Below are 24,714 nucleotides of genomic sequence, written 5' to 3'. Positions count from 1 at the left end.
CTATTTGCTTTTGATATGTCCTATAATTCAATGTCCCCGTCGAACACCTCGTGCCAGGGCAGCCCCTGCTTGTTGAGTTGTTCCATGAAGGGATCGGGGTCAAACTCCTCTACATTCCACACTCCGGGCTTCTTCCAGATGCCCTTGCAGAACATCATGGCACCGATCATGGCGGGTACTCCGGTCGTATAGCTTACTCCCTGCATGCCGGTTTCCTCGTAGGCTTCCTGGTGTTTGCAGTTGTTATATATATAATAGGTATGCTCCTTGCCGTCTTTCAGTCCCCGGATGCGGCAGCCGATGCTGGTCTCGCCGTCGTAGTTCTCGCCCAGGTCCTGCGGGTTGGGCAGCACGGCCTTGAGGAATTGCAGGGGAACGATGTTCACCCTGACGGTCTTCGACGGGTCTTCCGTCAGCGGAGCCTCGTAGGTTATCTCGTCGATGCGGCTCATTCCGAGGTTCTGGATGCAGTCGAGATAGGTCAGATACTGCTGTCCGAAGGTCATCCAGAAGCGGCCGCGCCTGATGGTGGGGTAGTTCTTTACCAGGCTTTCGAGCTCCTCGTGGTGCATCAGGTAGCTCTCGCGGGGGCCGATGTTGGGGTAGGTGAGTGCCTTGTGTATCTCGAGCGGCTCGGTTTCTATCCACTTGCCGTCCTCATAGTAGAGTCCTTTCTGCGTTATCTCGCGGATGTTTATCTCCGGATTGAAGTTCGTGGCGAAGGCTTTATGATGGTTTCCGGCATTGCAGTCCACGATGTCGAGATACTGTATCTCGTCGAAATGGTGCTTGGCGGCATAGGCGGTGAAGATGCCCGACACGCCCGGATCAAACCCGCAGCCGAGTATGGCGGTAAGTCCGGCCTGCTCGAAGCGGTCCTTGTAGGCCCATTGCCACGAGTATTCGAAGTGCGCCTCGTCCTTGGGCTCGTAGTTCGCGGTGTCCAGATAGTTGCATCCGCACGCCAGACAGGCGTCCATAATGGTGAGGTCTTGATAGGGGAGGGCAAGGTTTACCACGAGGTCAGGCTTGTATTCGGAGAACAGGAGCTTGAGTTGCTCCACATCGTCGGCGTCTACCTCGGCAGTCTTGATGTCCATTTTGTAGCCTTTGGCATGGATATCTGCCACCAGCTTGTCGCATTTGGCCTTGCGACGGGAGGCTATCATGAACTCGGTAAACACATCCTGGTTCTGCACAATCTTGTAGGCAGCCACCGTGGCAACGCCACCGGCACCAATCATCAGTATTCTACTCATATTTCTCTTGCTATTTGATTTCGTTTGACTTGATTCCCAAGGCGTTCATCAGGGAGTATCCCAGCAACTCCTGACGGAACCTCCCGCCCTGCAGGGGCTGCATGGTGAAGACGGTGATGTGCTTCTCCTCATCGTCAAGGGCATGCAGCAGCGAGCGAATCTCGTCGTAGAGGCTGCCCTCTTCGGCATCCGGAATCACCATGACACGCTTCACCTCTTTCTGCGCGAGCACGACTTTGAGCACCTCGAGCATGAACTCGTCTTTGCCCGTCAGCTCTTCCACGGGGTAGGAGGAGATGAGAAACTCACCCAGCCGGGCATCCTTGAAGGCCTGTCCGTTCAGTTCCCGGTCGAACTCAGAGGGGGCGAAGTTCTCCATCCTGGCGCGTTTCTTGTCATGAATCAGCACCACTTGCGTCTCGTGATCGCCCTCCCGCAAGCCTCCGTCCAGGGCCACGCATACCGCCCACTGCCCCATATCGGCTCGTGGAATCCGGCGGCCGATCATCCTTTCGAAGTTTACAATGAGGTCGAAGGTTACCCGATCCACATAGTCGGCATCAGCGATGATGACATTTTCTGTCCATTCGGCGGGGCTCGTTTGTTGTGGGTTCATATTGCAAAGATACACAATTAATTTATATTTTGCGGGAAAGATGGTATAATTTTTCAGATTTTTGCTAACTTTGCAGGCGCAAACAAGAATCAAACAAATTACTATAAATCTATGAGTTCTTTAACTATCGCAATTATCATTGTATTCGTAATCGGCTATCTTTTCATCGCATTGGAGAGCATTACGAAGGTGAACAAGGCGGCCGTAGCCCTCTTGATGTTCGTCTGTTGCTGGACTTTGTTCATGCTCGACCCGTCGGCTTACATCACGGGGGTCAGCGGACAGGAGTTGATCAGCCAAGTCTCGGCGGCCATAGAGCATCATCTGGGCAGCACTTCCACAACGCTTTTCTTCCTGATGGGTGCCATGACGATTGTGGAAATAGTAGATCAAAACGGTGGATTCAACTGGGTTCGCGATGTGATGAAGACCAAGAGCAAGCGCAGTCTGCTGTGGCGGATCGCCTTCCTGACCTTTTTCCTTAGTGCCATCCTCGACAACCTTACCACCAGCATCGTGATGATTATGATCCTGCGCAAGCTCGTCCACAACCATAAAGACCGCATCATCTATGCCTCGCTGGTGATTATCGCCGCCAATTCGGGCGGTGCCTTCTCGCCCATCGGCGATGTTACCACCATCATGCTGTGGAACAAGGGCGTGATTACGGCAGCCGGCGTCATTTCCGAGATTCTCATTCCGTCCATCGTCTCGATGGTGATTCCGGCCCTTGTGCTACAGTTCATGCTCAAGGGGGAGCTCGACACGGGCGAAGAGTTGAATCTGAAGTCGGACTATGAGGTGCTTGACTTCTCGAGCAGACAGCGCAAGGCAATCTTCTTCCTGGGCGTAGGCGGCCTGATGTTCGTGCCCGTCTTCAAGAGCATCACCCACCTGCCTCCTTTCGTGGGCATCCTGTTGGTGCTCGGAGTGCTATGGACGGTTACGGAGGTTTTCTATCGCCGGTTGTACAGGGGGGCAGAGCGAGAGGGCACGCAGAGGCGTGTTACCAACCTGCTTCGCCGCATCGACATGGCCACGATACTCTTCTTCCTCGGCATCCTGATGGCCGTGGCCTGTCTGGAGGAGGTCGGCGTGCTCACCGCTTTGGGACAGGGACTCAACGAGACATTCAATGGCAACCACTACGCTGTTACCGGTATCATCGGCGTTTTGTCGAGTATAGTCGACAATGTGCCCCTTGTGGCCGGTTGCATGGGCATGTATCCCGTGGCCGCAACAGGGGATATGGCCGTCGACGGGATATTCTGGCAGCTGCTGGCTTACTGTGCCGGCGTGGGCGGTTCGATACTGATTATCGGGTCGGCAGCGGGCGTCGTGGTCATGGGACTGGAGAAAATCACCTTCGGATGGTACATGAAGCACATCAGCTGGATTGCCTTGGTGGGCTATTTGGCGGGCATCCTGAGCTACTGGGTGATACGCACCTTCATCTTCGCCACGCCTTTTTAAGGTTGCACGAGAGGTTTGGTGGAAATCAAGGAAGGGCTTCGGATTATTGTTTCCGAGGCCCTTTCTTCTGTCTTTGCAGGTATTCGTCTTTTCCGGGAAAGGCCATCGAGCCGATGGCTCCCGCCCCGTATTCAAACACCACCTGCCGGTTATAGGGCACATCCTCCTCTGCGTCCATCTCCGCCTGCCACTGAGTCGCCGTCATGGGCTTGTCGTAGAGGCGGAAGAAATACATGCCCAGTCCCACCCGGCGGAACCCGATGTTGATGCCGGGCACGCTCTGGTTTATGTCGACGGAGATGCAGCCGAGGTCGGTAAGCCGCTTCCGCAGACCTTCCATCTCGTCGGCCGTGAGTCCCACCACGGCTCGCAGGGAGTCTGCCAGTCCGTCGGCGTCCCAATGGCTGGAAATAAGAGAGTCGCTGCAGGCCTGGACATGGAAGATGGGAATGTGCTGCCCGTCGAATTCGAGGTGGATATAGGCCCCGCTGTCCAGAGCTTGTCGTGCATAGGCCTCCAACTCCCGCATGCCCTCCTTGTGGTGCTCGTAGTGCTCGGCCATGATGTCGGCGGAGCAGTCTTGCCGCGGCGCCTGTATCCATAGGTAAGCTGAGATTAAGAGAATATTGATGATTCCCAGTCCGAAAAGTATCTTGTGGTGCAGCGTCTTGAGGCGAAATGACAGGATAAAGGCGATGACGGCCCCGATGAGGATGGGTATCCAGAGCCAGAACAAGAACGCCGTGATGAGCGTAGCCATGAAGTCGTCCGCCCACCAAGTGGCTATAAGTGCGGCCGTGCCCAGCATGCAGAGATAGCCGAGCATGAGTCCGATGCCGCTCAGGCATCCCTTGTTTTCCTCGTTTTGCATCTTCAGAGTTTTATTTGCAGGTGCCGCATGGGGTGTCCGCCCCACGAGGCGTCGTTCTCGTAAGCAAATCCGATTCTCCTGTAGAGCGCCTCTGCCCTCGGGTTTCCTTGGTCTACGAGCAGCCCCACGGCACTTAATCCCCTCGTGCGGGCACGCTCTATGGTGGCCTTGAGCAGCTGCGTGGCGATGCCCCGGTGGCGGTAGGCTGCGCTCACGGCCAGGCTGTCGATGTAGAACTCTCCCTCCCCGGTCTCGTCGTCCATGCTGGAGAAGTCGCGGCCGAAGGCTTCCAGGGCTCCCTTGACGAACGCCTTGCGCAGTCGGCGGAGGTCTTTGCCGTCGTAGGCCACGCAGATGCCTGCCACCTCCTGCCCCTCGCCCGTGGCCACGAGGGTGTTGCGGTAGCTGTACTGGCTGTCGTCGCGCTCCACCAGTCGTGTCATCAGGCCCTCGAAGTCGTGCAGGGTGTGCCCCTCGCCGGCAAAGTATTGGCAGCACTCATGGTTCATTGCCTCCATGATGAGGCGGGCTATGCTGCGGGCCTGTGCGGCCCGTGCGTCTTCAATGTTCATCTTGCGGTAGTCGTTTTTACGAGCGTAAAGTTACGCAATAATTTCGGATTGCGCAAGGGGCTGCCGCAGTTGATTTTCCTGGCAGCGGCCTTCTGTGGGACAAAATCGGCGAAATCGTCCGACAAAATCGCCGAATTCATGCGGCAAAATCGCCGATTTTGTCAACCTTCCGACGGCTCTCTTTGTCGCCTCTGTTGGCTTATTTGGGAAGGAGAAATCACAATTTCGGGGCGGAAAGTGTACGAGTGTCGGAAAAATTCACTATATTTGCGATAGATTAAAACCGGTATACCATCATGCAGAAATACGCAGACTACATAGAGCAGATAGAGATAGAGTCGCTCTGGAGCGGAGTGAAGCACATCGTGTGGGACCTTGACCGCCGGGTAAACATCCTCAGCGGCGTGAACGGAGTGGGCAAGAGCACCATCCTGAACAAGGTGGTGAAGGGGCTTTCGGCCGGCGGCGAGTTTCCCAGCCACATGCTCAAAGGCGTGCGGCTGAAGGTCAGTCCGGAGGACGCGAAGTGGATTCGCTACGACATCATACGGTCGTTCGACCGCCCGCTGATGAACTCCGACACGGTAACGAAGATGGACCTGAGCCTTGCCACGGAGCTCGACTGGCAGCTTTTCCAGCTTCAGCGCAAGTATCTGGACTATCAAGTGAACATCGGCAACCGCATCATCCAGACGCTGCAGGCCGGCGGAGACGGGGCAGCTGCCGAGGCGCAGCGCATCAGCGAGCCGAAGAAGAAGTTCCAGGACATCATCGACAAGCTCTTTGCAGACACGGGAAAGGAGATTGTGCGCAGTGAAAACGAAATCCGTTTCTCGCAAATCGGCGAGACGCTCGTGCCCTATCAGCTCTCCAGCGGCGAGAAGCAGATTCTGGCCATACTGCTCACGGTGCTCGTGGAGGACAACCAGAACTATGTGCTCTTCATGGACGAGCCCGAGGTGAGCCTGCACATCGACTGGCAGCAGCAGCTCATCGACCTCATCCTGGAACTCAACCCGAACATACAGATCATCCTTACCACCCATAGTCCGGCCGTCATCATGAACGGCTGGATGGACAAGGTAACCGAGGTCTCGGATATTACGGTGGAACCATGAGCAAGCGGTTGAGGGAGGGTTTGTCGTCGCGATACTTCGAGGCCGCCAACAAGATGACCCCGAAGGATGCCCGCCACAGGATCATTGCCTATGTGGAGAGCTACGACGATGTGTTTTTCTGGCGCACGGTCCTGGACAAGTTCGAGACCGACGAGTTGTATTTCCAAATCATGCTGCCCACCCGCAGCAAGCATCTGGAGCGCGGCAAGAAAGCCGTATTGATGGAGTTTCTCGAGGGAAAGGTGGGGCGCGACATGATTGCCTGCGTCGACGCCGACTACGATTACCTCATCCAGGGAGCCACGCCCACATCCCGGAGCATCCTTTCCAATCCCTATGTGTTCCACACCTACGCCTATGCCATCGAGAATCTGCAGTGTTTTGCGCCGTCGCTGCACGCCGTCTGCGTGGCGGTAACGCTCAACGACCACCGCATCTTCGACTTCGAGGAGTTCCTGCGGCAGTATTCGCAGGCCATCTATCCGCTCTTCGTGTGGAACATCTGGTATTATCGCACCCCCAATTACGGGCGTTTCACCATGACGGACTTCCTCCGCGTCATCGAGACGGGCAACTTCCGGCTCCATCAGGCGGACGAAATCCTGCGGCGGGTGCGGCATAAGGTGGGGCAGAAGATAAGGTGGTTGCAGCGCGAGAACCCCGATGCGCGACAGGGCTATCAGCAGGTGAAGGACAATCTGAGGCGTCTCGGCGTTACGCCCGACAACACCTATCTCTATATCCAGGGGCATCACCTCTTCGACAAGGTGGTCGTGCCCATGCTCGAAAGCGTCTGCAGCCGCCTCATCAGGGAGCGTGAGGTGGAGATAGACAGGCAGAGCGTGCACGCCACGCAGCGTCGCAACGAGCTGAGCAGCTACTCCAACAGCCTGGAGGATGTGCCCGCCATGCTCAAGAAAAACGCCGGAGGTATGGCTTCCGACCAGTTTCGGCAGATACAGCGGGATGTGGAAGCCTTCGTAAAGGCTATTTCAACTGCCGCCGCTTCTTGAAGGAATAGCCGGTAATGGTGATGCCGTCCTCGCTTTTAGGCGTCGGCTCGAGCAGAATCTGGTCGATGTCATCCCCATTGTGTATGTCTATCGAGCCTTCCCCGGTTACCCGGAGCATGCCGATGCGGGAGTCTTCCCCGAAGCTGTTGGTCATGCTATAGACTTCCGGATTTATCAGATGCAGGTCGAAACGGTCGATTTCTGACTTAATAACCCAGACAGATGTGCCTCCGTTCATCTGCAGATGGCCGATGTGGGAGCGGTTGGTGATGATGACTTCCTGCATGGCCTTCAGGCGCAGGAGGGGCAAGCGTGCCTCGTCGAAGACCAGCGTTTGGTTTGCTCCGGCCACGACTTGGGTCAGTGCGGGGCCTGCGTGGAGGTGGATATTCAGCGTGTCGTTCGCATAGATCGTGTCGGGATTCACCCTGCTGAGGTCGGCTTTCTCCAGAAACAGGTGCCCCTCTTTGACGAGCCTGCGGCCGTCGGGCGACAGGCCTATGGTCAGCACTCCGCCTTTCTGCGTGGCCTGGAACATCTCGGGAGAATAGGAGACGCAGTTGCCGCCTACGGTGTCGCGCGTCGTAATCGTGAGTTGAAGGACGATTCCGGCACTGTCGAGCAAGGTCGAGTCGCCGTTGAATATCACCGTTTCTACCGGTTGCAGCCGCTGGAGCTTGCTCTGGGTCAGGTTCACGGCGTTGCCTTCAGTCTTGGTGCGCACCTGAGAGAGGGCTATCACGATGATGGGACTCACGGCGAACATCGCCAGGGTAAGCCAAGTAGTTTTCTTCATATTCCGTTCCTCCTATTATAATCGGTCGATAACTTCCAGTTCCTTCAGCCTCCGATACGACAGCCACCAGCAGAAAAGGGTGGCCACGCAGAGGTAAGCCCACATCAGCAGCTTGCCCGGTGAGTAGTCATAGCCTGGCTCCTCGTTGAAAAAGTCGAGGCTACTAAAGCCTATGAACACATAAAACCATGCCACGAAGAAAAGCACGATGCTCGTGGTGAGGATGGCGCGGCGCGGGAAGAATACGCCTCCCAGCAGATAGAGGGAGGTGCAGAGGAAGTAGAGGATGAACATCGGGACTACTTCTTCCAGGGAGTAGTTTGAACCCGTAATCTTGAAGAGGCTGATGGGAAGCTCTGGATAGACAGGCGTGAAGATGGCCACGCGCAGCGCGTCGGCCAGATAGAGGCAGCCGAAGAACACGACGATGACTGCCGGCACATGAAGAATCCACCGTGCCAGCCAGTTCTCGAAGGTGGAGACGGGCGTGGTGAGCATCGCGATGCGCTCGCTCTTGCGCTGCCCGTCGTGCAGGAACCGGCTGCTCATGAAACAGCCCACGGCGAGGAAAAGGAAGGCAAGGATCGGCCACAGAGTGATAAAGGCGGGGTCGTAATCCATCCTGTAGTCGGTCAGCAGTTTCCCCTCGGCATCGTAATAGTTGGGATAGATGGTGATTGCGGTCCAGAGCTCGACCACCAGCATGGTGGCGAAGAGCAGCACCGTGCGCACGAGATTAGCGCGCCACGACTCTGTGAAGAGTTTCTTCAGGTAGCCGGCAAAGCGCTCATAGCGGAAAAAATCATGTTTTCTCATCTTCTTCCTCCTTTCTTTTCAGCGTGTCCTTATAGAATTGCTCGAGGTCTATCCGCCCCTCGTGGCGGATGGATTCGGCGTCGGTGTCGGCGATGATGCGACCCTCGTCGAGCAGCAGGATATGGTCTAAGACGGTCTCGATGTCCTTCACCTGATGGGTGGAGACCACGAAGATGCTCTCTGCCGACCGCCCCTGCGTGATGAACTGGCGGAACTGACCCTTGCTCACGATGTCGAGCCCGTTGGTGGGCTCGTCCATCAGGAGCACTCGGGTGTGGGTGGCCATGGCAAAGCTCATGAATATCTTCTTGCGCTGTCCTAACGAGAGCTGCCCCAGCTGCACATCGGCCGTCATGCCGAAGACGGCCAGATAGGTCTGCATGTCGGCCTCGCTGAAGCGCGGATAGAACTTGCGGTTGAGCCGGATGTAGTGGCTGAGCGACACATTGGGCAGCTCAAACTCATCGGGAACGATGAAGATGTCCTGCATCGTGGAGGGTTTCCGCAGGCGGATGTCCGCTCCGTCATAGGCCGCGAGCCCCTTTTGCGGGGTCAGGAGGCCGGCCATGAGGTAGAGCAGGGTAGACTTTCCCGTGCCGTTAGCCCCCAGCAAGCCGTAGATGTGGCCGGGCTGGAGCGTGAGGTTGAAGTCCCTGAACACGGTGTGGCGCGACTTCTTGTAGCTGAAAGTCAGGTCTTTTACTTCTAAGTTTGCCATGTCTTGGAGTGTTGTTTGTCGTGAATAGTCGGGTGGTTTGCTGCCTTCAGCGAGTGTTTCTGTCATAGAAACAGCGTGTTTCTATGGTTGAAACAGCATGTTTCAGTAACTGAAACACTCGTTACCAGCCGCTGGTAACGCCATGGAAGACTGTTTCCTACCGGGCGGAAAGCCATAAACAGCCTGGCCGAAGATGGCTTTCCGGGCGGCGCGCTGCCACTCCCTGCCCGCCGGAAAGGGGGCAGGAGCGCCCGTGCTTATACATAGGTCTCGAGGAACTTGATGCTGCCTTCCACCTTCACGGAGCGTGTGGTGGCCGGCAGGAGCAGCGTCTCGCCCTCGTTGAGGGTGGTCTCGTTGCCCTCGCTGTCGGTAATCCGTCCCTCGCCTTTCATGCCGATGAGGATGACGAAGCTGTCGAGCTCGCTGTAGTCGATGGTCATCGGCTCGTTGAGGTCATATACCGAGGTGGTGAAATAGGGGCAGTGGACGAGGCTCACGCCTTGGTTCTTGGCGGGAAGATACTCCGTGCGGTAGTCTTTCTCCACCTTGTAGTTGATGCACTCGGCGGCCTCCTTGGTGTGCAGCTGCCGGTAGTTGCCGTCCTTGTCCTTGCGCTTGTAGTCGTAGATGCGATAGGTTACATCGCTCGTCTGCTGTATCTCGGCGAGGAAGCAGCCCGTGCCGATGGCGTGGATGCGCCCCGCGGGGAGGAAGAACACATCGCCCTCCTTGACCTCATACTGGGCGAGGGCGTCGCAGATGGTGTCGTCCTCCACCATGGCCTTGTACTGCTCGGGGGTGATCTGCTTCTTGAGGCCGCTGTAGAGCTTGGCACCCTTGTCGGAATTCATGATGTACCACATCTCCGTCTTGCCGCGCTCCTTGCCCTGCCTGCGGGCTATCTCGTCGGTGGGATGCACTTGGATGGAGAGGTCGCTGCGGGCGTCGATGAACTTGATGAGCAGCGGGAACTCGTCGCCGAACCGCTTGTAGTTCTCTATCCCGACGAGGTCGCCCTTCAGTTCCTTTACCAGCGCGTTGAGGCTTCGTCCCTCGTAGCGGCCGTTGCTGACGATGGTCTCGTTGCCCTTGACGCCTGAGATCTCCCAGCTCTCTCCCACATTGTCGAGTTTTTCGTTGAGATGCTTGAAGGGGATGATTTTGTCTCCTCCCCAGATTGTCTGCTTCAGCAGAGCCTTGAATTTGATTGGTTCCATATCGTATGTTGTTTGTTGTTTTAATTCTTGCGCCAGAACTGGGGCGTGAAGATGACGAGCACGGTGAAGATTTCCAGCCTTCCGATGAGCATCATGGCCGCGCACATCCACTTGGCCACATCGGGCAGCATGCTCCACGACATCGTCGGGCCTATCTCCAGGCCGAGCGTGGGCCCCACATTGCCTATGCAACTCAGCGTGATTGTTATCGCATTGGTGTTGTCGATGCCCACGGCAATCATCGTGAAAGAGATGACGAGGCACAGCGTAAGGTAGGTTGTCAGGTAGGCGAGCAGCGTTACGCGTTTCTGCTGGGAAACATTCGTGCCGTTGATCTTCATCGGCAGCACGGCATTGGGATGCAGCATCTGGCGGAATTCGTTCCTTACGGTCTTCAGGAGCATCACTCCCCTCACGGCCTTGAAACCTCCCGCCGTGGAGCCTGAGCAGCCGCCGAAGAACATGCAGGCGGCCAGTACCACCCAGGTTACATGCGGCCATCGGGCCGCGTCGTCGTTGAAGAGCCCGGTGGTGGTGATGAACGAGACCACCTGGAACGCTCCGCTGCGGAACGCATGCTCAAGATCGTAGCCGTTGCGGGTGATGAGCTCTGCCATGATAAAGGCTGTAAAGCCCAGCGTAATCAAGAGATAGAACTGGAATTCGGCGTTCTTGAAAAGCCTTCCTATCTTCAGCTTGGCTACGGAGAAATAGAGAAGCATGAAGTTGACGCCGGAAAGGAAGCAGAAGATGACGCAGGTGTACTCCAGCGCGGGCGAGTTGAAGAATTCCGTGCTGGTGTTGTGGGTGGAGAAACCTCCCGTCGCCGTGGTCGTCATGGCATAGTTGATGCCGTCGAACCAGTCCATCCCGAAGAGCATGTAGCTTCCCGCGCACGCCACGGTGAGCACCAGATAGACCAGCCATATCCACTTTGCGCTGACCGAGAGACGCGGATGCAGCTTCGTCTTAATGGGGCCTGTAGCTTCGGCGGCGAATACCTTTACCGAGCCTCCCACCATCGAGGGGAGCAGGGCAATGGTGAAGAAGACGATGCCCAGGCCGCCTATCCACTGGGTGAGCGACCGCCAGAAGAGCAGTCCGTGGGGCAGCACCTCCACATCGTCGATGATGGTGGCTCCCGTCGTGGTGAACCCCGACATGGTCTCGAAGTAGGCATCGGTGAAGTTGGTGATATAGCCGCTGATCAGGAAAGGCAGCGTGCCGAAGAAACTGAAGACGATCCAGGAAAGGCTTACTACGAGGTAGGCTTCCTTGCGCGACAGGTTGTTGTCGGCATTCCTGCCCACCAGTCGGAGCACGAAGCCGAAGAACATGGTTACTACGAGCGATATCGCGAACGCCAGAAAATCGTCTTCCTCATAGAAGAAAGCCATCAGCAGGCACCAGAACAGCAGCGAAGCCTCGATGAACAGCAGCGAGCCGAGAACCTTGTAGATAATCTTCCAGTTGATCATATGAACAGTTTTTCCACCTTCTTCATGTTGATGTCGCTGCAGAATACCATCACCGAGTCGCCGGCCTGTATCTGCGTGTTGCCCGAAACAAGCATTCCCTCGCCGTTCCTGACCATTCCGCCGATGGTCATTCCCTGCGGCAAGCCGAGGTCCTTCACGGCTTTCTTGGTGATTTTGGAGCCTTCCTTGGGAATGAACTCCGCCACATCGGCGTTGGCATTGGTGAGGAAGGTTACATTCAGGACATCTGCGTCGAGCATCATCTGATAGATCTTGCCCGCCGCGATGACGCGCTTGTTGATAATCGTGCCGATGTCGAGGCTCTCCGCCATGCTTGTATAGTTGAGGTTGTCGACCATGGCCACGGTCTTCCTCACGCCCAGCCGCTTGGCCGTGAGGCATGCGAGGATGTTGGTCTCGGCGTTTCCGGTCAGCGCCACGAAGGCCTGCGTGTTCTTGATTCCCTCCTCGTTGAGCAGCTCGATGTCGCGCCCGTCGCCGTTGATGACGAGCGTCTTGTCGCCCTCGAGCAGTTCGTTGAGCTGCTCGCAGCGCTCCAGGCTGCTCTCGATGATCTTCGCGTCCATGTATTCGGGCATCGTGCTTACCGTCCGCACGGTGGTGTTGCCGCCGCCCATGAACATCACATTCTTCACATCCACATAGTGTTCCTTGCCCGATATCTTGCGAATGTAGGGGATATACTGCCTTGTCGTCATGAAATAAGCCAGGTCATAGAGCTTCAGCTCGTCGTTGCCGCCGGGGATGATGGTCTCCCCGCCGCGCTTGATGGCCACCACATGATAGGGGTCTTCGGGTCCGCAGAGGTCCTTGAGGGGCTGGTTCAGGATTTCGCAGGTTTCCCTGAGCTTGATGCCCAGCATCACCAGGGCGCCGTCGTGGACATCCCATCGCTGGCGGACCCACGACATCTTCAGGCCGTTGTTTATCTCCTTGGCTGCCAGAGCCTCGGGATAGATGAGCGAGTCGACGCCTAATTTGGCGAAGAACTCCTGCATCTCGGTCTCCGAGAACTCGTCGTTGTCGATTTTGGCGACGGTCTTCTTTGCGCCTAATGCTTTCGCCAGGATGCAGCAGTTGATGTTGCGGCTCTGGTCGGGCGTTACGGCAATGAACAGGTCTGCATCGTCCACATCGGCGTTCTTGAGGGTTTTCACGCTGTTGGGAACGGCCTCCATGGTGAGCAGGTCGTAGTCCGAGCCTATCCGTGCGAGGCGTTCAGGGTCTTCGTCGATGAGCGTGATGTCTTCCTTGTTGCGCGAGAGGAGGCGTGCCAGATGGCGTCCGATGGCATGTGCGCCGGCAATGACAATCTTCATAATTGGTTTTCTTTTGTTCTTTTCGTTGTTTTGCGTTAGCCGATACCTTTCAAAGCCCTGACGATGGAGTCGGTGTCGATGCCTGTAATCTTGCGGAGCTCGTCGACGGTTCCGTGCTCCACGAACTTGTCGGGAAGGCCCATTCTCTGTACATGAGGGTGGTATCCGTGGTCGTCCATCCACTCGAGCACGGCCGAGCCGAGGCCTCCGTTCCTCACGCCGTCCTCTATGGTGATGACGCGTGGGAACCTGCGGCCCACCTCGTGGAGGATTTCCTCGTCGAGGGGCTTGAGGAATCGCAGGTCGTAATGTGCCGCGCTCACCTCACCGGCGACCTGCGCGACGGCTTTCTCAACCTCGTTTCCTATGGGCCCGAGGCTCAATACGGCCACCTCGCTGCCGTCGCGCAGCTTGCGACCCTTGCCCACGGGCACCTCTTCCAGCGGACAGCGCCAGTCGGTCTGTACGCCTCTGCCGCGGGGATACCTGATGACGAAGGTGCCTTTTCCCGGCAGTTGGGCGGTGTACATGAGCCTCCGGAGCTCGCTCTCGTCCATCGGCGAGGCAATGGTGAGGTTCGGAATCGGGCGCAGGAAAGCCAGGTCGAAGGCACCGTGATGCGTCGGCCCGTCTTCTCCCACCAGTCCCGCCCGGTCCAGACAGAGCACTACGGGCAGGTTGAGGATGGCCAGGTCGTGGATGATATTATCGTAGGCACGCTGCGAGAAAGAGCTGTAGATGTTGCAGAAGGGCTGCAGCCCGTCTTTCGCCATGCCCCCCGAGAAGGTTACGGCGTGCCCCTCGGCGATGCCTACATCAAAGGTGCGGCAGGGCATCTCCTGCATCATGATGTTCATGGAGCAGCCCGTGGGCATGGCAGGAGTTACCCCCACGATGCGTTCGTTCTGCCTTGCGAGTTCCAGGAGGGTCTCTCCGAACACATCCTGGTATCTCGGAGGCTCGTGCGAGCAGTCCTTCACGATGCGCTCGCCGGTCTCCGCGTCGAACTTGCCCGGGGCATGCCACAGGGTGGCCTGCTTCTCGGCGGGCTCATATCCCTTGCCTTTCGTGGTGCGCAGGTGGAGCAGCTTGGGGCCTTTCATGTCCTTGAGTTGCCGCAGGAGGCGCACGATTTCCTTCACATCGTGCCCGTCGAACGGCCCGAAGTATCGGATGTTCATGCCCTCGAAGATGTTCTGCTGATGGCTCAGGGCCGACTTGATGGCGTTGTTCAGGCGTATGATGCCCTTGCGCCGGTCGTCGTTCAGGTGGCCTTTGGCATGCAGCCAGCGCGAGGCCTTGAACCGCAGGCGGTTGTAGGTGGCGTTGGTGTCAAGGTTCAGGAGATACTGCTCCATGCCTCCCACCGCCCGGTCGATGCTCATGTCGTTGTCGTTGAGGATGATGAGCAGGTCGTTGTCGCTGTTCGACACATTGTTCAGGCCCTCGAAGGCGAGGCCTCCGCTCATGGCTCCGTCGCCGATGACGGCCACCACATGCCGGTCTTCGTGCCCCGTCTTCTTGGCGGCCACGGCCATGCCGAGTGCCGCTGAGATGGAGTTCGACGCATGTCCGCAGGTGAAGGTGTCGTATTCGCTTTCCAGGGGAGTGGGGAACGGGCGGATGCCCTTCAGTTTCCGGTTGGTGCAGAACTGGTCGCGGCGACCCGTCAATATCTTGTGCCCGTAGGCTTGATGCCCCACATCCCACACCAGGCGGTCGTAGGGAGTATTGAAAACATAGTGCAGTGCCACCGTAATCTCTACCACGCCGAGGCTCGACGCGAAGTGTCCGGGGTTGACGGCAACCTCTTCGATGATGTCCTGGCGCAGCTCCTTGCACACCTCCGGCAAGTCGTCGATGCCCAGTTTCCTTAGGTCTGCCGGGTATTTGATTTGGCTTAGAAGTCCGAATTTTTCCTTGTCCACGCTATTAAAACATGTAATAACCTTGCAAAGATACTATTTTTTTCTACATAAACAACCAAAAGCCCTCTTTTTTCTGTTCGCCGGCGGGAGCGCTTGCCGTGTCCGCAAGGAGGGAAGCGAGGCGACTATTCCTGGCGTTTCACCTCCGCTCCCTCGCTGAAAACCTGGCTGACGCGCCATGTCTCGGGGTCTCGCCTGCCCGCGGGCGTGAACTTACACTTGATGCCGGTGATGTGCCGGGCGATGTTGAAGTCCTCCGGCTTGTCCACCGAGAGGCTCGTTACGCTGAGGTGGAACCGGCCGAAGCCGTTCAGGTTCACCGTCCTGCCCGCCTGCAGCTCCTGCTTCATCTCCTCCACGAGCTCGATGAGAAGCCCCTTCACCTCGCCCTTCTTGAAGGTGGTGTTCTGCTCGATGTGCTCTGCCAGGCGGTCGATGTCGGTCTCGCCGGTGCGCACCACCCGGGCAAACCACTTCCCGTAATCGTGCTGCCGGTTGTATTTGTTCTGGTATAACTTGATGAATATTGCCATGATATGATGTTTTTGGTATTCTTGTCTGTCGTTTCCGTCGCTGCTTCCAGCCGTCTTCTGGAGAGTAAAATCCAAGATATTACTTGCTGAAATCTGGGATTTTACCTACTAAAGTCTGAGATTTCACTCTCCTTTCGGCGGCCTCCCTGTCCGTCGTCCGCCGTTTCGTTGGTCGCCGGCCAAGGTTTCCCGTGCTTTTGCATGCAAATATACCATTTATTCCCAAGCATTCCAAATATCAGCGACAATATTTATTTTTCGCCGGAGAAGTTGCGGGGACGGATTCTTTTTGTTAACTTTGCAAAGAACAATCATTATCAAAAACATAAGGAAATGAACAAACGAATCTTGCTGATGGCTGCCCTGCTCGCTGTGGCAGGCGGTCTTCAGGCGCAGACAAAAGAAGGAGGAATCTCGGAAAAGATGCTCTCCGAGATTGCGAAAGGCAATGGTGGCTCTCAGGCAGACAAGGCTCTCGCAAACGCCGTGGCCTCCAATTCCATCGACGATCTGGCCAGGAGCTATGGCAGTCGCATGTCTTTCGACACCCATTTCAGCGTGGAGACCCCGAAGCAGAGCATCCACAACCAGAAGAGCTCGGGGCGCTGCTGGATGTTCTCGGGGCTCAATGTGCTCCGCTCCAACTTCGCCAAGGCGCACCACGACTCGCTCCGGGTGGAATTCTCGCAGGCCTACCTTTTCTTCTACGACCAGCTGGAGAAGGCCAACCTGATGCTCCAGGGCGTGATAGACCATGCCCGCAAGCCCATGGACGACACCCGCGTGCAGTTCTTCTTCCATCATCCCATCAACGACGGGGGCACTTTCTGCGGTGTCTCCGACCTCGCCGAGAAATACGGACTCGTGCCGATGAGCGTGATGCCGGAGACCTATTCATCGGACAATACCAGCAGGATGGCGCGCCTGGTGTCGTCGAAGCTGCGTGAGTTCGGCCTCGAACTGCGCGGAATGGTGAACGGCGGCAAGAGCGCAAAGGCCATCAAGGCCCGTAAGACGCAGATGCTCGGCACCGTTTACCATATGCTTGTGCTCACGCTCGGCGAGCCCGTGAAGGAGTTCTCGTATGCGTTTACCGACAAGGACGGCAAGACCGTCGGACCCGTGAAGCACTATACTCCGAAAGAATTTTACAGGGAAACCGTGGGAGGAGTCCTCAACGGCACCTTCATCATGGTGATGAACGACCCGCGCAGGCCGTATTACAAGACCTACGAGGTGGAGTATGACCGCCACACCTACGACGGCCACAACTGGAAATACCTGAACCTGCCGATGGAGGACATCGAGAGCCTCGCCATCGCCAGCCTCAAGGACGGGCGCAAGATGTATTCCTCCTACGATGTGGGCAAGCAGCTCGACCGCAAGCGGGGCTACCTCGACTTGGACAACTTCGATTATGGCAGCCTCTTTGGAACCACCTTCGGCATGAAGAAGGCACAGCGCATAGAGACCTTCGACAGCGGTTCCACCCATGCGATGACGCTTACCGCCGTGGATCTCGACGCCCAGGGCAAGCCCCTGAAGTGGAAGGTGGAGAACAGCTGGGGCTCCGACAGCGGCGTGAACGGCTATCTCATCATGACCAACCGGTGGTTTGAGGAATACATGTTCCGCCTCGTGGTCGACAAGGAATATGTGCCTGCGAAGATGCTCGAGCAGTATGAGCAGAAGCCGCTCATGGTGATGCCCGAGGATCCTCTCTTCTCCGCGGACGAGTAAGGGCGAACTCCTTGCGCCCTATAGCTATATGCCTGCATTTTCATTTGCGCTTTTTTGCGCAGGAAAATGCAGGTTTTTTCGTTTTTTTTAACATGGTTTGCGAACAACCAGCCTTTCTTTTCCGTATATTTGGGGCATGCCTCCGTGGAGGCGTTGTGTGCAAGGATGCTCAAGGGACATCCGATTCTGTCGCATCCGGCCCTATTGGATATTCTGGCTTTGACAGTCTGTTTGAACCGTCAGAGAAGATGATATGAAGAAGACTTATAACTCTTATGACTTTTGGAATTTATCATCATGAAAACATTACTCGTTTCTTTATGCTTGCTTTTGCAGGCTTCCCCGTTGCTTGCCGGTGCCGAGGACCGGTTCGGGGCTATCAAGACATTCTCGGAAGAATGCTTCAATGTGGGCATGAATGTGCCCAAGGACTATGTTGCGGCATATGACCGCCACTCAACACTCTATGTGCCCAACGCTGATTACGACCGTCTTCACAACGGCAAGGAGTGGAGGGGAATGTGCGGATACTGGGAGACTGCCGTGGGGAAGGATAACAACAGCAAGATTCTGTACCCCTGGCTGTTGGCTCATGTGGGAGGCAATGTTCCGCGGGAGAAGATGGTCTTCCGTGATGTGTTCCGCTATACGGAGAACAACTACCTGACAGACCTGCATTCGGCAACGCACCTCGGATTTGGCTATAAGGAGAAAAAGCCGGAGTTCGACCCGTCGTGGGTGGAGCGCATCACCAAGCTTGGCGGCAAGGAGGCTACCTCCTGGGGTAATGCTGACTCGGTCTATGTGGTCGATTTCCCGATAACCACCGCCTTCGAGACGCGCTACACCCATTGCATAGGCGTCTATATGGTGAAGAAAGGATATGTGCCGGTATTCCTGAAACTGCTTCTTACCGACGAGGGCTACGCCCAGAAGGAGCAGCGACTGTCCGGAATAAAGGGGTGCATCGTCTTCATGAAGGATGCGTGGAACTATGATTATCAGAAAGTAAGAGCGGCAGCGGAAGACACTCGGAAGCGCATTGGAAGATGGTAACATCCCTTCAGACCGGCCTTAGGGCAGGCCGGCGTGCTCTTGGAGGAAACCGGAAGTCAGGCAAGACCTGACCGCCTTTGCGGCAGAATCAGTATCCCGGGTTCTGCCGTAGTTGCTTGTTCAGCTTCAGCGCCTTGTCGGGAATGGGATACACGGCGGTGTGCCCGTCTTTCTCCGACGGCAGTTGCGGCCGTTGGTCGTAGGCCTGGCAGAACCTTCCGAAGCGTATCAGGTCCTGTCTTCGCCATCCCTCCCACATCAGTTCGAGCAGGCGTTCGTCGAGAATGTTGTCCAAGGTGGCTCTCCTGGCCGCCATTCCCACGCGCCGGCGCACCTGATTCAGTTCCGCGGAGCCGTCTCCGCCGTTCCTCACCTTGGCCTCCGCCGCCATGAGCAGCACATCCGCATAGCGGAACAAGACGATGTCGTTGTCCTGAAGTTTGCCGTCCTCATGCGCCGTCCGGTCTATCTCATACTTCGCCATGCGGGCTCCGGCAGTCTTCTCGTAGGCCGTTCCCGAGAGGTCGAGCCTTACTTCGAGGGGCTTGTAGACCAGCGCCTCGCCATTGTCGAGGCGCACGATGCTGCCGTCCACCCGCAGGGTGTCGGAATAGAAGTTGACGGCATAGCGGCTGTCTACCGCCGGGGTGCCGTATCCGTAGGTGCGGAGGGTGGACAGCGTGGCACAGGTGCCGTTCTCGGCATCCATCCCGAGCGCGCCTCCATGATTGTAATGCCGGCTGCGGAAGAGGTATTGGAACTGGTTGGCGTAGAGGTCCTTGTCCATGGGAATCGTGAAGATGTTCTCCGGGGAGGTCTCGTTGTGGACGGAGAAGTTGGCCGCATAGTCTCCGCTAAGCGAGAATCCCTCGGCCTTGATCTTGTCGCAATAGGCCACTACGGTTTCCCAGGCGTTCAGTTTCTGCCCGTCGACATTGAAGAAGATGCTCTTGCCCGAAGGCTTCTGGGCATCCGTCCAGTCGTCGTCGGAGTAGATTTCGGCGTTCAAAGCCAGCTTTGCCAACAGGAAATAGGCCACGGGGCGGGTTATCCGCCCATAGTTGCTGCCCTCATAGTTGCTGTGTCCGCGGGGCAGGGAGGGGGCTGCCTGCTGGAGTTCCTGTACGCAGAAATCGAACACGCTGCTCCTTCCGCTTTGCCCGATTTGGTCGAGAGGCGTGTCGGCAGCTGTTACGAGTGGCACATTCCCGAACAAGTCTTGCAGGTAATAATAGAACATGGCGCGCAATGCCCTTACCTCGGCCGTGTAGGCCTGCTTCCGCGAGCTGTCGAGGAGGTCGCCGTGGCGGTCGATGGCGGCCAGCGACTGGTTGCAGAGCACGATGACTTTATAGAGATAGTTCCATGTGTTGTAGAGCGAGTTGTCCGTCGGTGTCCAGGCGTGCAGGTACAGATTCTGCCAGAAACCGCCGTCGTACCAGTCGCCGCCCCTCGTCGGGAGCATGGCCTCGTCGGTGCTGAAGGTGTTGTAGTCGTACACTCCCCGGTAGGTACCCTGCAGTCCCTGGCTCTCGCTGCTGCCGCCGATGTAGTTGTATAAGGTAGCCACGGCGTTGATGTAGAGCTCTGAAGCCGACTTGTAGACCTCGCCTTCCGGGAGCTGGCTCTTGGGGTTTTCGCTCAGACACGAGGTCAGGAAGAGGAGCGGCAATAGGTATAGGATATATTTTCTCATGGGTAAAAGCTTAGAATTGAATGCTTAGTGCGAAGCTGAAAGAGCGGTAGGGCGGGTAGGAGCGCTTGTCGTCGATGCCCAGGGTGCTGTCGGCGATGTAGCTGTTTATCATCGGTGAGAGGCCGCTGTAGCTGGTAATGGTGAGCAGGTTGTTTACCGAGCAGGAGAGTCTGAGCAGGCTTATATAGCGCGATTTGACGGGAACATTCCACCCGACGGTGAGGTAGTCGAGGTTCAGGTAGTCCCCTCGTTCCAGCCAATAGTCGGTGGCCGTCTGGTCTTTGATGTTCTGCCGGGGCGCATCCGACATGACATTGTAGTCGGGGAAGCTGCCCATGTTCATATAGGTGAGGGCGCTGCCGTTGTAGATTTTGTGCCCGAAGGCCCCGTTCAGCTGCATGCTGATGTCAAAATCCTTGTATCTGAAGCTGATGTTGGAGCCCAGCGTCATCTTCGGGGTGGCCTGTCCAGCAATGTAGCGGTCGCCTCCGTCCTCGATGTTCACGCCCCCGCTGTGGTCAAGGTCTTCTATCTGGTAGCGATAGGAGCCGTCGACGTTCTGCTGGAGCCCCGTGCAATGGGGCAGGTAGAACACCCCTAAGGGCTGTCCGACGATCTGGTAGACGATGTTGTTGTTGCCTCCGTGGAACCCCGCTCCGTTCAACTGGCCGATGCTGGTGATGTCGGGAGCGCTCATCCGGGTACCGTTATAGTCGCCGCTCAGCGACAGAATCTTGTTCTTCTGGAAAGCAATGTTCACATTGACATTCAGCTCCATGTCCCGTTTCAGTATCGGCGTGATACCCATGCCGAGCTCAAATCCGCTGTTGCTCATGCTTCCGATGTTGGCCAGCAGCTTGTCGTAGGCGAACGGGGGCACGGGAACATCATAGAGATAGAGCATGTCGCGCGTCTTGGAATAGTAGTATTCCGCGGTCATGACGACGCGGTTGTTCCAGAAGCCGAGGTCTGCTCCGATGTTGAAAGTGCCCCTCGTCTCCCATTTCAGGTCGGGGTTTACATTGCGCAGGATGCCCATCGTTACCGTGGTAGACCCGTTGAAGGGCACGACGCCGTTGGGACTGAACAGCTGGAGGGAGTTAAACGGGCTGATTCCTCCTAAGTTGCCCGACTCCCCGTAGCCGGTGCGCAGCTTGAGTTGGGATACCGCCTTGAGAGGAACGGACGACAGGAAGGGTTCCTTGCGAAGGTCCCACTCGGCCGAAACGGAGGGGAAGAAGCCCCATCGGTTGTTCTTCCCTACCATGGAACTGCCGTCGGCGCGCAGGGTGAGGTTCAGCTTGTATCGCCCCAAGAGCGTGTAGCCTATGCTCCCCATGCCGGAAGCCAGCGCAGGATTCTCGAACTTACTGCCCGTTCCTCCATACGGGAGGATGGAGCCCGCGCCGAGATTGTCGTAGCCGAAGGCGTTGTCCGTGAATCCTTTCGCCAAGGTCCAGAACCCCGATAGGTTCTGTCGCTGATACTCGCCGAGCAGGGTGAGGTCGAGGGCATGCGGTCCCGCGGCATACTTATAGTCGAGCATGATGTTGCCCAGGAGGGATTCCGTCTTCTGTTCTCCCCGATAGGCCTGTCCCTGGGCCCAGACCCAAGTAGGGCAGAACTGGGCATTTTCCAGGGAGTTATACGAGTAGGAGCCGAAGAGCGAGAGGTTCAGGTTCTTTGCCAGGGCAAAGAGCAGCTTCACATGCGTATTGAAGTTGAGGCTCTTCTCGTCGTTCTTCTCCCCCAGCAGGGCTCCCGGCGGATTGATCTGCGACGCCGTGGAGTTCTTGTTCCAGTTGCCGTCGGCATCCCTTCCGAAGGGGAATGTCGGGTTCTGCGTCGCCGCCGAGTAGAACAGCTTCTGCTTGTCGAAGATGTTCCAGGCCTTCTGCGACGAGCCGAACACGCCCAGATCGATTTTCAGGAAGTCGTCGAAGGCCGACTGCGTGAGGTCTATCTTCGCTACGAAGTTCTGGTATTTGTTGATTTTCACGACCATGTTATGGTTCATGAAGCCCACCGACGCACGGTAGTTTGACTTCTCCGTGCCTCCGCTGAAGGCGATGTGATGGTTCTGCACAAAGCCCGTCCGGGTGATTTCCTGCTGGAAATCGGTGTCGTGGCCGCCGTCGTTATAGTCGAGACCGAGCAGCTTCGCCGTGCCGATATACCCCTCGCGGCCCAGCATGCCGATGGTTTTATAGACCGACTCAAAGCCGATGTTGCCGTCGTAGGAGATGTGGAACTGACCCTCGTGGCCGTGCTTCGTGGCCACCTGAATTACGCCCGAGGCTCCCCGAGTGCCATACTGTGCGGTCTCCGAGGCGTTCTTGAGGATGGTGAAGCTCTCTATGTCGGCCGGATAAATCGTCGAGAGGGTGGCCAGATCGGAGGATACGCCGTCGATGATGACCAGCGGATCGTTGCCTCCGGTCAGCGAGGTGGTGCCTCGGACGCGGACGGAGCTGAGCATGGCCATCCTGTCGGAGCCGCTCGACGACACATTCACGCCCGCGGCCTGGCCGTTGAGGGCTTCGAGCGGATTGGTTACGAGGCCTTTGTTCATGCGCTTCTCGGTGATTCTGTCGGCTGATCCGAGCCGTGAGATGACGGAGGCCGTGTCGGCGTTCTGTATTCGTTGGGCACAGGCCGGGATACTGGTTGCCGTGAGGAGGGCGACAAGACAAGGTCGTAGGTATGTTAGCATAGTGTAAAGGATAGATTGTTGAGCACAAATATAGGTAAAGATCTTCAAAGAAGCAAATAAAAAAAGGAGAATCTTTCGAAAAGATTCTCCCTGTATCTCTGTCGTTCGGCAGACTGTCGGGTCTACTTGTGCTCCTTGTAATACTCCAGTCCGAGCTGCACATTCTTCTTCAAGGCGTTCGACGAGAGGGTGGCTCCGCTCACGCCGTCTACCTCCACCTTGGTGGCCTTGGTTACGCTTTTGCCCTCATATTGCTTGAGCAAAGTCTTGGCTTTGGCAAAGTATTTGGGGGTCTCCCGGTTTCCCAAGGCTTCCACCTTTTCGATTTTGTTCCTGTGAATGTATATCTTCACGGGAGTATTGCCCATGTAGCCCTTCACCTTCTTGCCCAGTTGCTGGGTGTTGACGACGGTGGTCTGGCCCTCTTGGGTCATGACATCGCTGGCCGGCTTGGCGCTGATCAGGAAAGCCACGCCCACAATGGCCATTACCGTGGCTATCATTCCAAGTGTTCTCTTATCCATTTCTTCTTACCTTTAAACTGTGAATTCGGACGCAAATATAAACCTTTTTCCCGACAGGTGTTCACTTTTCGGGAGGAATATAGTTTTTTTTAGCATATCGTTAAGATTTCGCAACATTCCGAATCCGCCCTCTTAAGGGTTCCCGCAGACTATACCAGCGTGCCGATGATGTCCTCGCGGCTGCCCGGAAGCAGGTCGATGACGGGAATCTCGGGCATGGTGTAGCAGCCCGGCTGCAGGCGCATCGACGCACGGGCGACATTCACGAGCACCTGTGCCGTCAGCGCCGGGTTGTTGATGCTCATGTTGAATTCGAAGCGCTGGTTAGGTGTCTTGCCGCTCACTCCCTTGCGCACGAGGTTCACGCCGTGGCCCATGTCGCGCACATCGTCTACCGACGGCACCGCAAACACATGCGTCTCGTCGTGGGCGAAGTAGGGGTCGGCCTTGATTTCGGCGGTTACGGCCTCGAGGGTGGAGCCCTCTTCCAGCTCCACATAGACCATGCGGCGATGGATGCCCTCGCCCCGCGGGATGGTAACGGAGAGCGCGTTCTTCACGCCTTTCTTGCCGCGGGCGCAGACAGAGTGGCCCATCGACATGCCCGGACCGAAGTTGGTGTAGCTCAGTCCCTTGGGAGCGAGGCTCTCGAGGAGCACGCGCACCACGGAGTCAGACCCCGGATCCCAGCCCGCCGAGATGACGCTGACGCGGCCGTTGGCCTTGCAGAGGGGCATCATCTCCGTGCGATAGTCGAGGATGCCGGTGTGAATGTCGAAGCTGTCGACGGTGTTGATGCCGAGCGGAATGATGTCCTTGGCGTATTCCGGACAGCTTCTCGTGGGCGTGGCGAGGATGGCCACATCCACCTGCTGGAGTTCCCTGATGTTCTTCACTACGGGATATGCCGCCAGTTCGGCCGGCTTGTTCTCACTGCCGTTGCGGCGTACGATGCCGGCAATTTCAAAGTCTTTGGAGGCTTCGAGCGCCTGGACGGTATATTGTCCGATATTGCCGTAGCCCACTACGGCTGCTCTGATTTTCTTCATGACCATGGTTTCTAATGATGTTATACAATCTTTTAACTACCGCAAAAGTACATCTTTCCCACGAAAAACCATCCGTTTCCTCTTGATTTTTTTGATTTTGGAAATCCTTTTAACGGGCTTTTGCATTTCAGGAGTTGGCAGCCGGTGAGACGAGAGACGGCAGGGAGGCTGACAAAATCGGCGAT

Annotated in this window: 21 protein-coding genes; 5 read left to right on the top strand and 16 right to left on the bottom strand. The window is 56.7% G+C overall.

Features of this window, described 5'->3' with window-relative positions:
- Positions 1 to 20: 20 nt before the first annotated feature.
- Together BM114_RS10505 and BM114_RS10500 are read right to left on the bottom strand one after the other, a co-directional pair.
- The gene (locus tag BM114_RS10505; RefSeq protein WP_092113252.1) at positions 21 to 1,259 is read right to left on the bottom strand and encodes a saccharopine dehydrogenase family protein; all 1,239 of its coding nucleotides are present in this window, start codon (positions 1,257 to 1,259) and stop codon (positions 21 to 23) included.
- Positions 1,260 to 1,269: 10 nt separating this feature from the next.
- Complete coding sequence (locus BM114_RS10500; protein ID WP_092113251.1) at positions 1,270 to 1,875, bottom strand: DUF6621 family protein; 606 nt, start codon at positions 1,873 to 1,875, stop codon at positions 1,270 to 1,272.
- A gap of 111 nt (positions 1,876 to 1,986) precedes the next feature.
- Here BM114_RS10500 and nhaD point away from each other — a divergent pair, with 111 nt between their 5' ends.
- Positions 1,987 to 3,348, top strand: coding sequence for a sodium:proton antiporter NhaD (nhaD, locus tag BM114_RS10495; RefSeq protein WP_092113250.1), 1,362 nt, complete (start codon positions 1,987 to 1,989; stop codon positions 3,346 to 3,348).
- Positions 3,349 to 3,391: 43 nt separating this feature from the next.
- Here the strand turns inward: nhaD and BM114_RS10490 are convergent, their stop codons facing one another.
- Positions 3,392 to 4,219, bottom strand: coding sequence for a hypothetical protein (locus BM114_RS10490; protein WP_092113248.1), 828 nt, complete (start codon positions 4,217 to 4,219; stop codon positions 3,392 to 3,394).
- Between the two features lie 2 nt (positions 4,220 to 4,221).
- Positions 4,222 to 4,791, bottom strand: a complete 570-nt coding sequence (locus BM114_RS10485) for a GNAT family N-acetyltransferase (protein WP_092113246.1) — start codon at positions 4,789 to 4,791, stop codon at positions 4,222 to 4,224.
- Between the two features lie 296 nt (positions 4,792 to 5,087).
- Between BM114_RS10485 and BM114_RS10480 the strand changes: the two genes are divergently transcribed.
- Both BM114_RS10480 and BM114_RS10475 read left to right on the top strand, forming a co-directional pair.
- On the top strand, positions 5,088 to 5,909 hold the full coding sequence (locus BM114_RS10480) for an AAA family ATPase (RefSeq protein ID WP_092113243.1): 822 nt from the start codon (positions 5,088 to 5,090) through the stop codon (positions 5,907 to 5,909).
- Positions 5,906 to 6,922, top strand: a complete 1,017-nt coding sequence (locus BM114_RS10475) for a DUF4435 domain-containing protein (RefSeq protein ID WP_092113241.1) — start codon at positions 5,906 to 5,908, stop codon at positions 6,920 to 6,922. Before BM114_RS10480 ends, BM114_RS10475 begins: the two co-directional genes overlap by 4 nt.
- Here BM114_RS10475 and BM114_RS10470 read toward each other — a convergent pair.
- The 8 genes from BM114_RS10470 to BM114_RS10435 all read right to left on the bottom strand — a co-directional run bounded on the left by BM114_RS10470 (position 6,897) and on the right by BM114_RS10435 (position 15,751).
- Positions 6,897 to 7,718 carry a hypothetical protein gene (locus BM114_RS10470; protein ID WP_143089306.1) on the bottom strand — a complete coding sequence of 274 codons (822 nt, stop codon included), beginning with the start codon at positions 7,716 to 7,718 and terminating at the stop codon, positions 6,897 to 6,899. The genes BM114_RS10475 and BM114_RS10470 overlap by 26 nt on opposite strands.
- Before the next feature lie 15 nt (positions 7,719 to 7,733).
- The gene (locus BM114_RS10465) at positions 7,734 to 8,534 is read right to left on the bottom strand and encodes a hypothetical protein (protein ID WP_092113237.1); all 801 of its coding nucleotides are present in this window, start codon (positions 8,532 to 8,534) and stop codon (positions 7,734 to 7,736) included.
- Positions 8,521 to 9,252, bottom strand: a complete 732-nt coding sequence (locus BM114_RS10460) for an ABC transporter ATP-binding protein (protein ID WP_092113236.1) — start codon at positions 9,250 to 9,252, stop codon at positions 8,521 to 8,523. Before BM114_RS10460 ends, BM114_RS10465 begins: the two co-directional genes overlap by 14 nt.
- Positions 9,253 to 9,509: 257 nt before the next feature.
- Positions 9,510 to 10,472 (bottom strand): type I phosphomannose isomerase catalytic subunit, encoded by a 963-nt coding sequence (locus tag BM114_RS10455; protein ID WP_092113234.1) that lies wholly within the window; start codon positions 10,470 to 10,472, stop codon positions 9,510 to 9,512.
- Positions 10,473 to 10,492: 20 nt separating this feature from the next.
- Positions 10,493 to 11,950: a TrkH family potassium uptake protein gene (locus BM114_RS10450; protein WP_092113232.1), complete on the bottom strand. Its 1,458-nt coding sequence runs from the start codon at positions 11,948 to 11,950 to the stop codon at positions 10,493 to 10,495.
- The gene (gene trkA, locus BM114_RS10445; RefSeq protein WP_092113231.1) at positions 11,947 to 13,290 is read right to left on the bottom strand and encodes a Trk system potassium transporter TrkA; all 1,344 of its coding nucleotides are present in this window, start codon (positions 13,288 to 13,290) and stop codon (positions 11,947 to 11,949) included. The genes BM114_RS10450 and trkA overlap by 4 nt, the downstream gene beginning before the upstream one ends.
- Before the next feature lie 35 nt (positions 13,291 to 13,325).
- Positions 13,326 to 15,218: a 1-deoxy-D-xylulose-5-phosphate synthase gene (gene dxs, locus BM114_RS10440; RefSeq protein WP_092113230.1), complete on the bottom strand. Its 1,893-nt coding sequence runs from the start codon at positions 15,216 to 15,218 to the stop codon at positions 13,326 to 13,328.
- Between the two features lie 125 nt (positions 15,219 to 15,343).
- Positions 15,344 to 15,751 carry an HU family DNA-binding protein gene (locus BM114_RS10435; RefSeq protein ID WP_092113273.1) on the bottom strand — a complete coding sequence of 136 codons (408 nt, stop codon included), beginning with the start codon at positions 15,749 to 15,751 and terminating at the stop codon, positions 15,344 to 15,346.
- Positions 15,752 to 16,084: 333 nt separating this feature from the next.
- On the opposite strand from BM114_RS10435, the gene BM114_RS10430 reads away from it, so the two are divergent.
- The gene (locus BM114_RS10430) at positions 16,085 to 17,491 is read left to right on the top strand and encodes a C1 family peptidase (protein ID WP_092113272.1); all 1,407 of its coding nucleotides are present in this window, start codon (positions 16,085 to 16,087) and stop codon (positions 17,489 to 17,491) included.
- 297 nt (positions 17,492 to 17,788) lie between these two features.
- Positions 17,789 to 18,547: a hypothetical protein gene (locus tag BM114_RS10425; protein WP_143089305.1), complete on the top strand. Its 759-nt coding sequence runs from the start codon at positions 17,789 to 17,791 to the stop codon at positions 18,545 to 18,547.
- A gap of 88 nt (positions 18,548 to 18,635) precedes the next feature.
- Here the strand turns inward: BM114_RS10425 and BM114_RS10420 are convergent, their stop codons facing one another.
- The 4 genes from BM114_RS10420 to BM114_RS10405 form a co-directional block, all read right to left on the bottom strand.
- A complete protein-coding gene (locus BM114_RS10420; RefSeq protein ID WP_092113227.1) occupies positions 18,636 to 20,243 on the bottom strand; it encodes a RagB/SusD family nutrient uptake outer membrane protein in 1,608 nt (535 codons plus the stop codon).
- 10 nt (positions 20,244 to 20,253) lie between these two features.
- The gene (locus BM114_RS10415; protein ID WP_092113226.1) at positions 20,254 to 22,956 is read right to left on the bottom strand and encodes a SusC/RagA family TonB-linked outer membrane protein; all 2,703 of its coding nucleotides are present in this window, start codon (positions 22,954 to 22,956) and stop codon (positions 20,254 to 20,256) included.
- Positions 22,957 to 23,078: 122 nt separating this feature from the next.
- On the bottom strand, positions 23,079 to 23,480 hold the full coding sequence (locus tag BM114_RS10410) for an FMN-binding protein (protein WP_092113225.1): 402 nt from the start codon (positions 23,478 to 23,480) through the stop codon (positions 23,079 to 23,081).
- Positions 23,481 to 23,629: 149 nt separating this feature from the next.
- The gene (locus tag BM114_RS10405; RefSeq protein WP_092113270.1) at positions 23,630 to 24,529 is read right to left on the bottom strand and encodes a diaminopimelate dehydrogenase; all 900 of its coding nucleotides are present in this window, start codon (positions 24,527 to 24,529) and stop codon (positions 23,630 to 23,632) included.
- Positions 24,530 to 24,714 lie beyond the last annotated feature (185 nt).

Source organism: Prevotella sp. KH2C16 (assembly GCF_900113305.1).
Classification (GTDB): domain Bacteria; phylum Bacteroidota; class Bacteroidia; order Bacteroidales; family Bacteroidaceae; genus Prevotella.
Note: the sequence above shows the minus strand (reverse complement) of the source record. Positions and strands in the feature narration are given on the sequence as shown.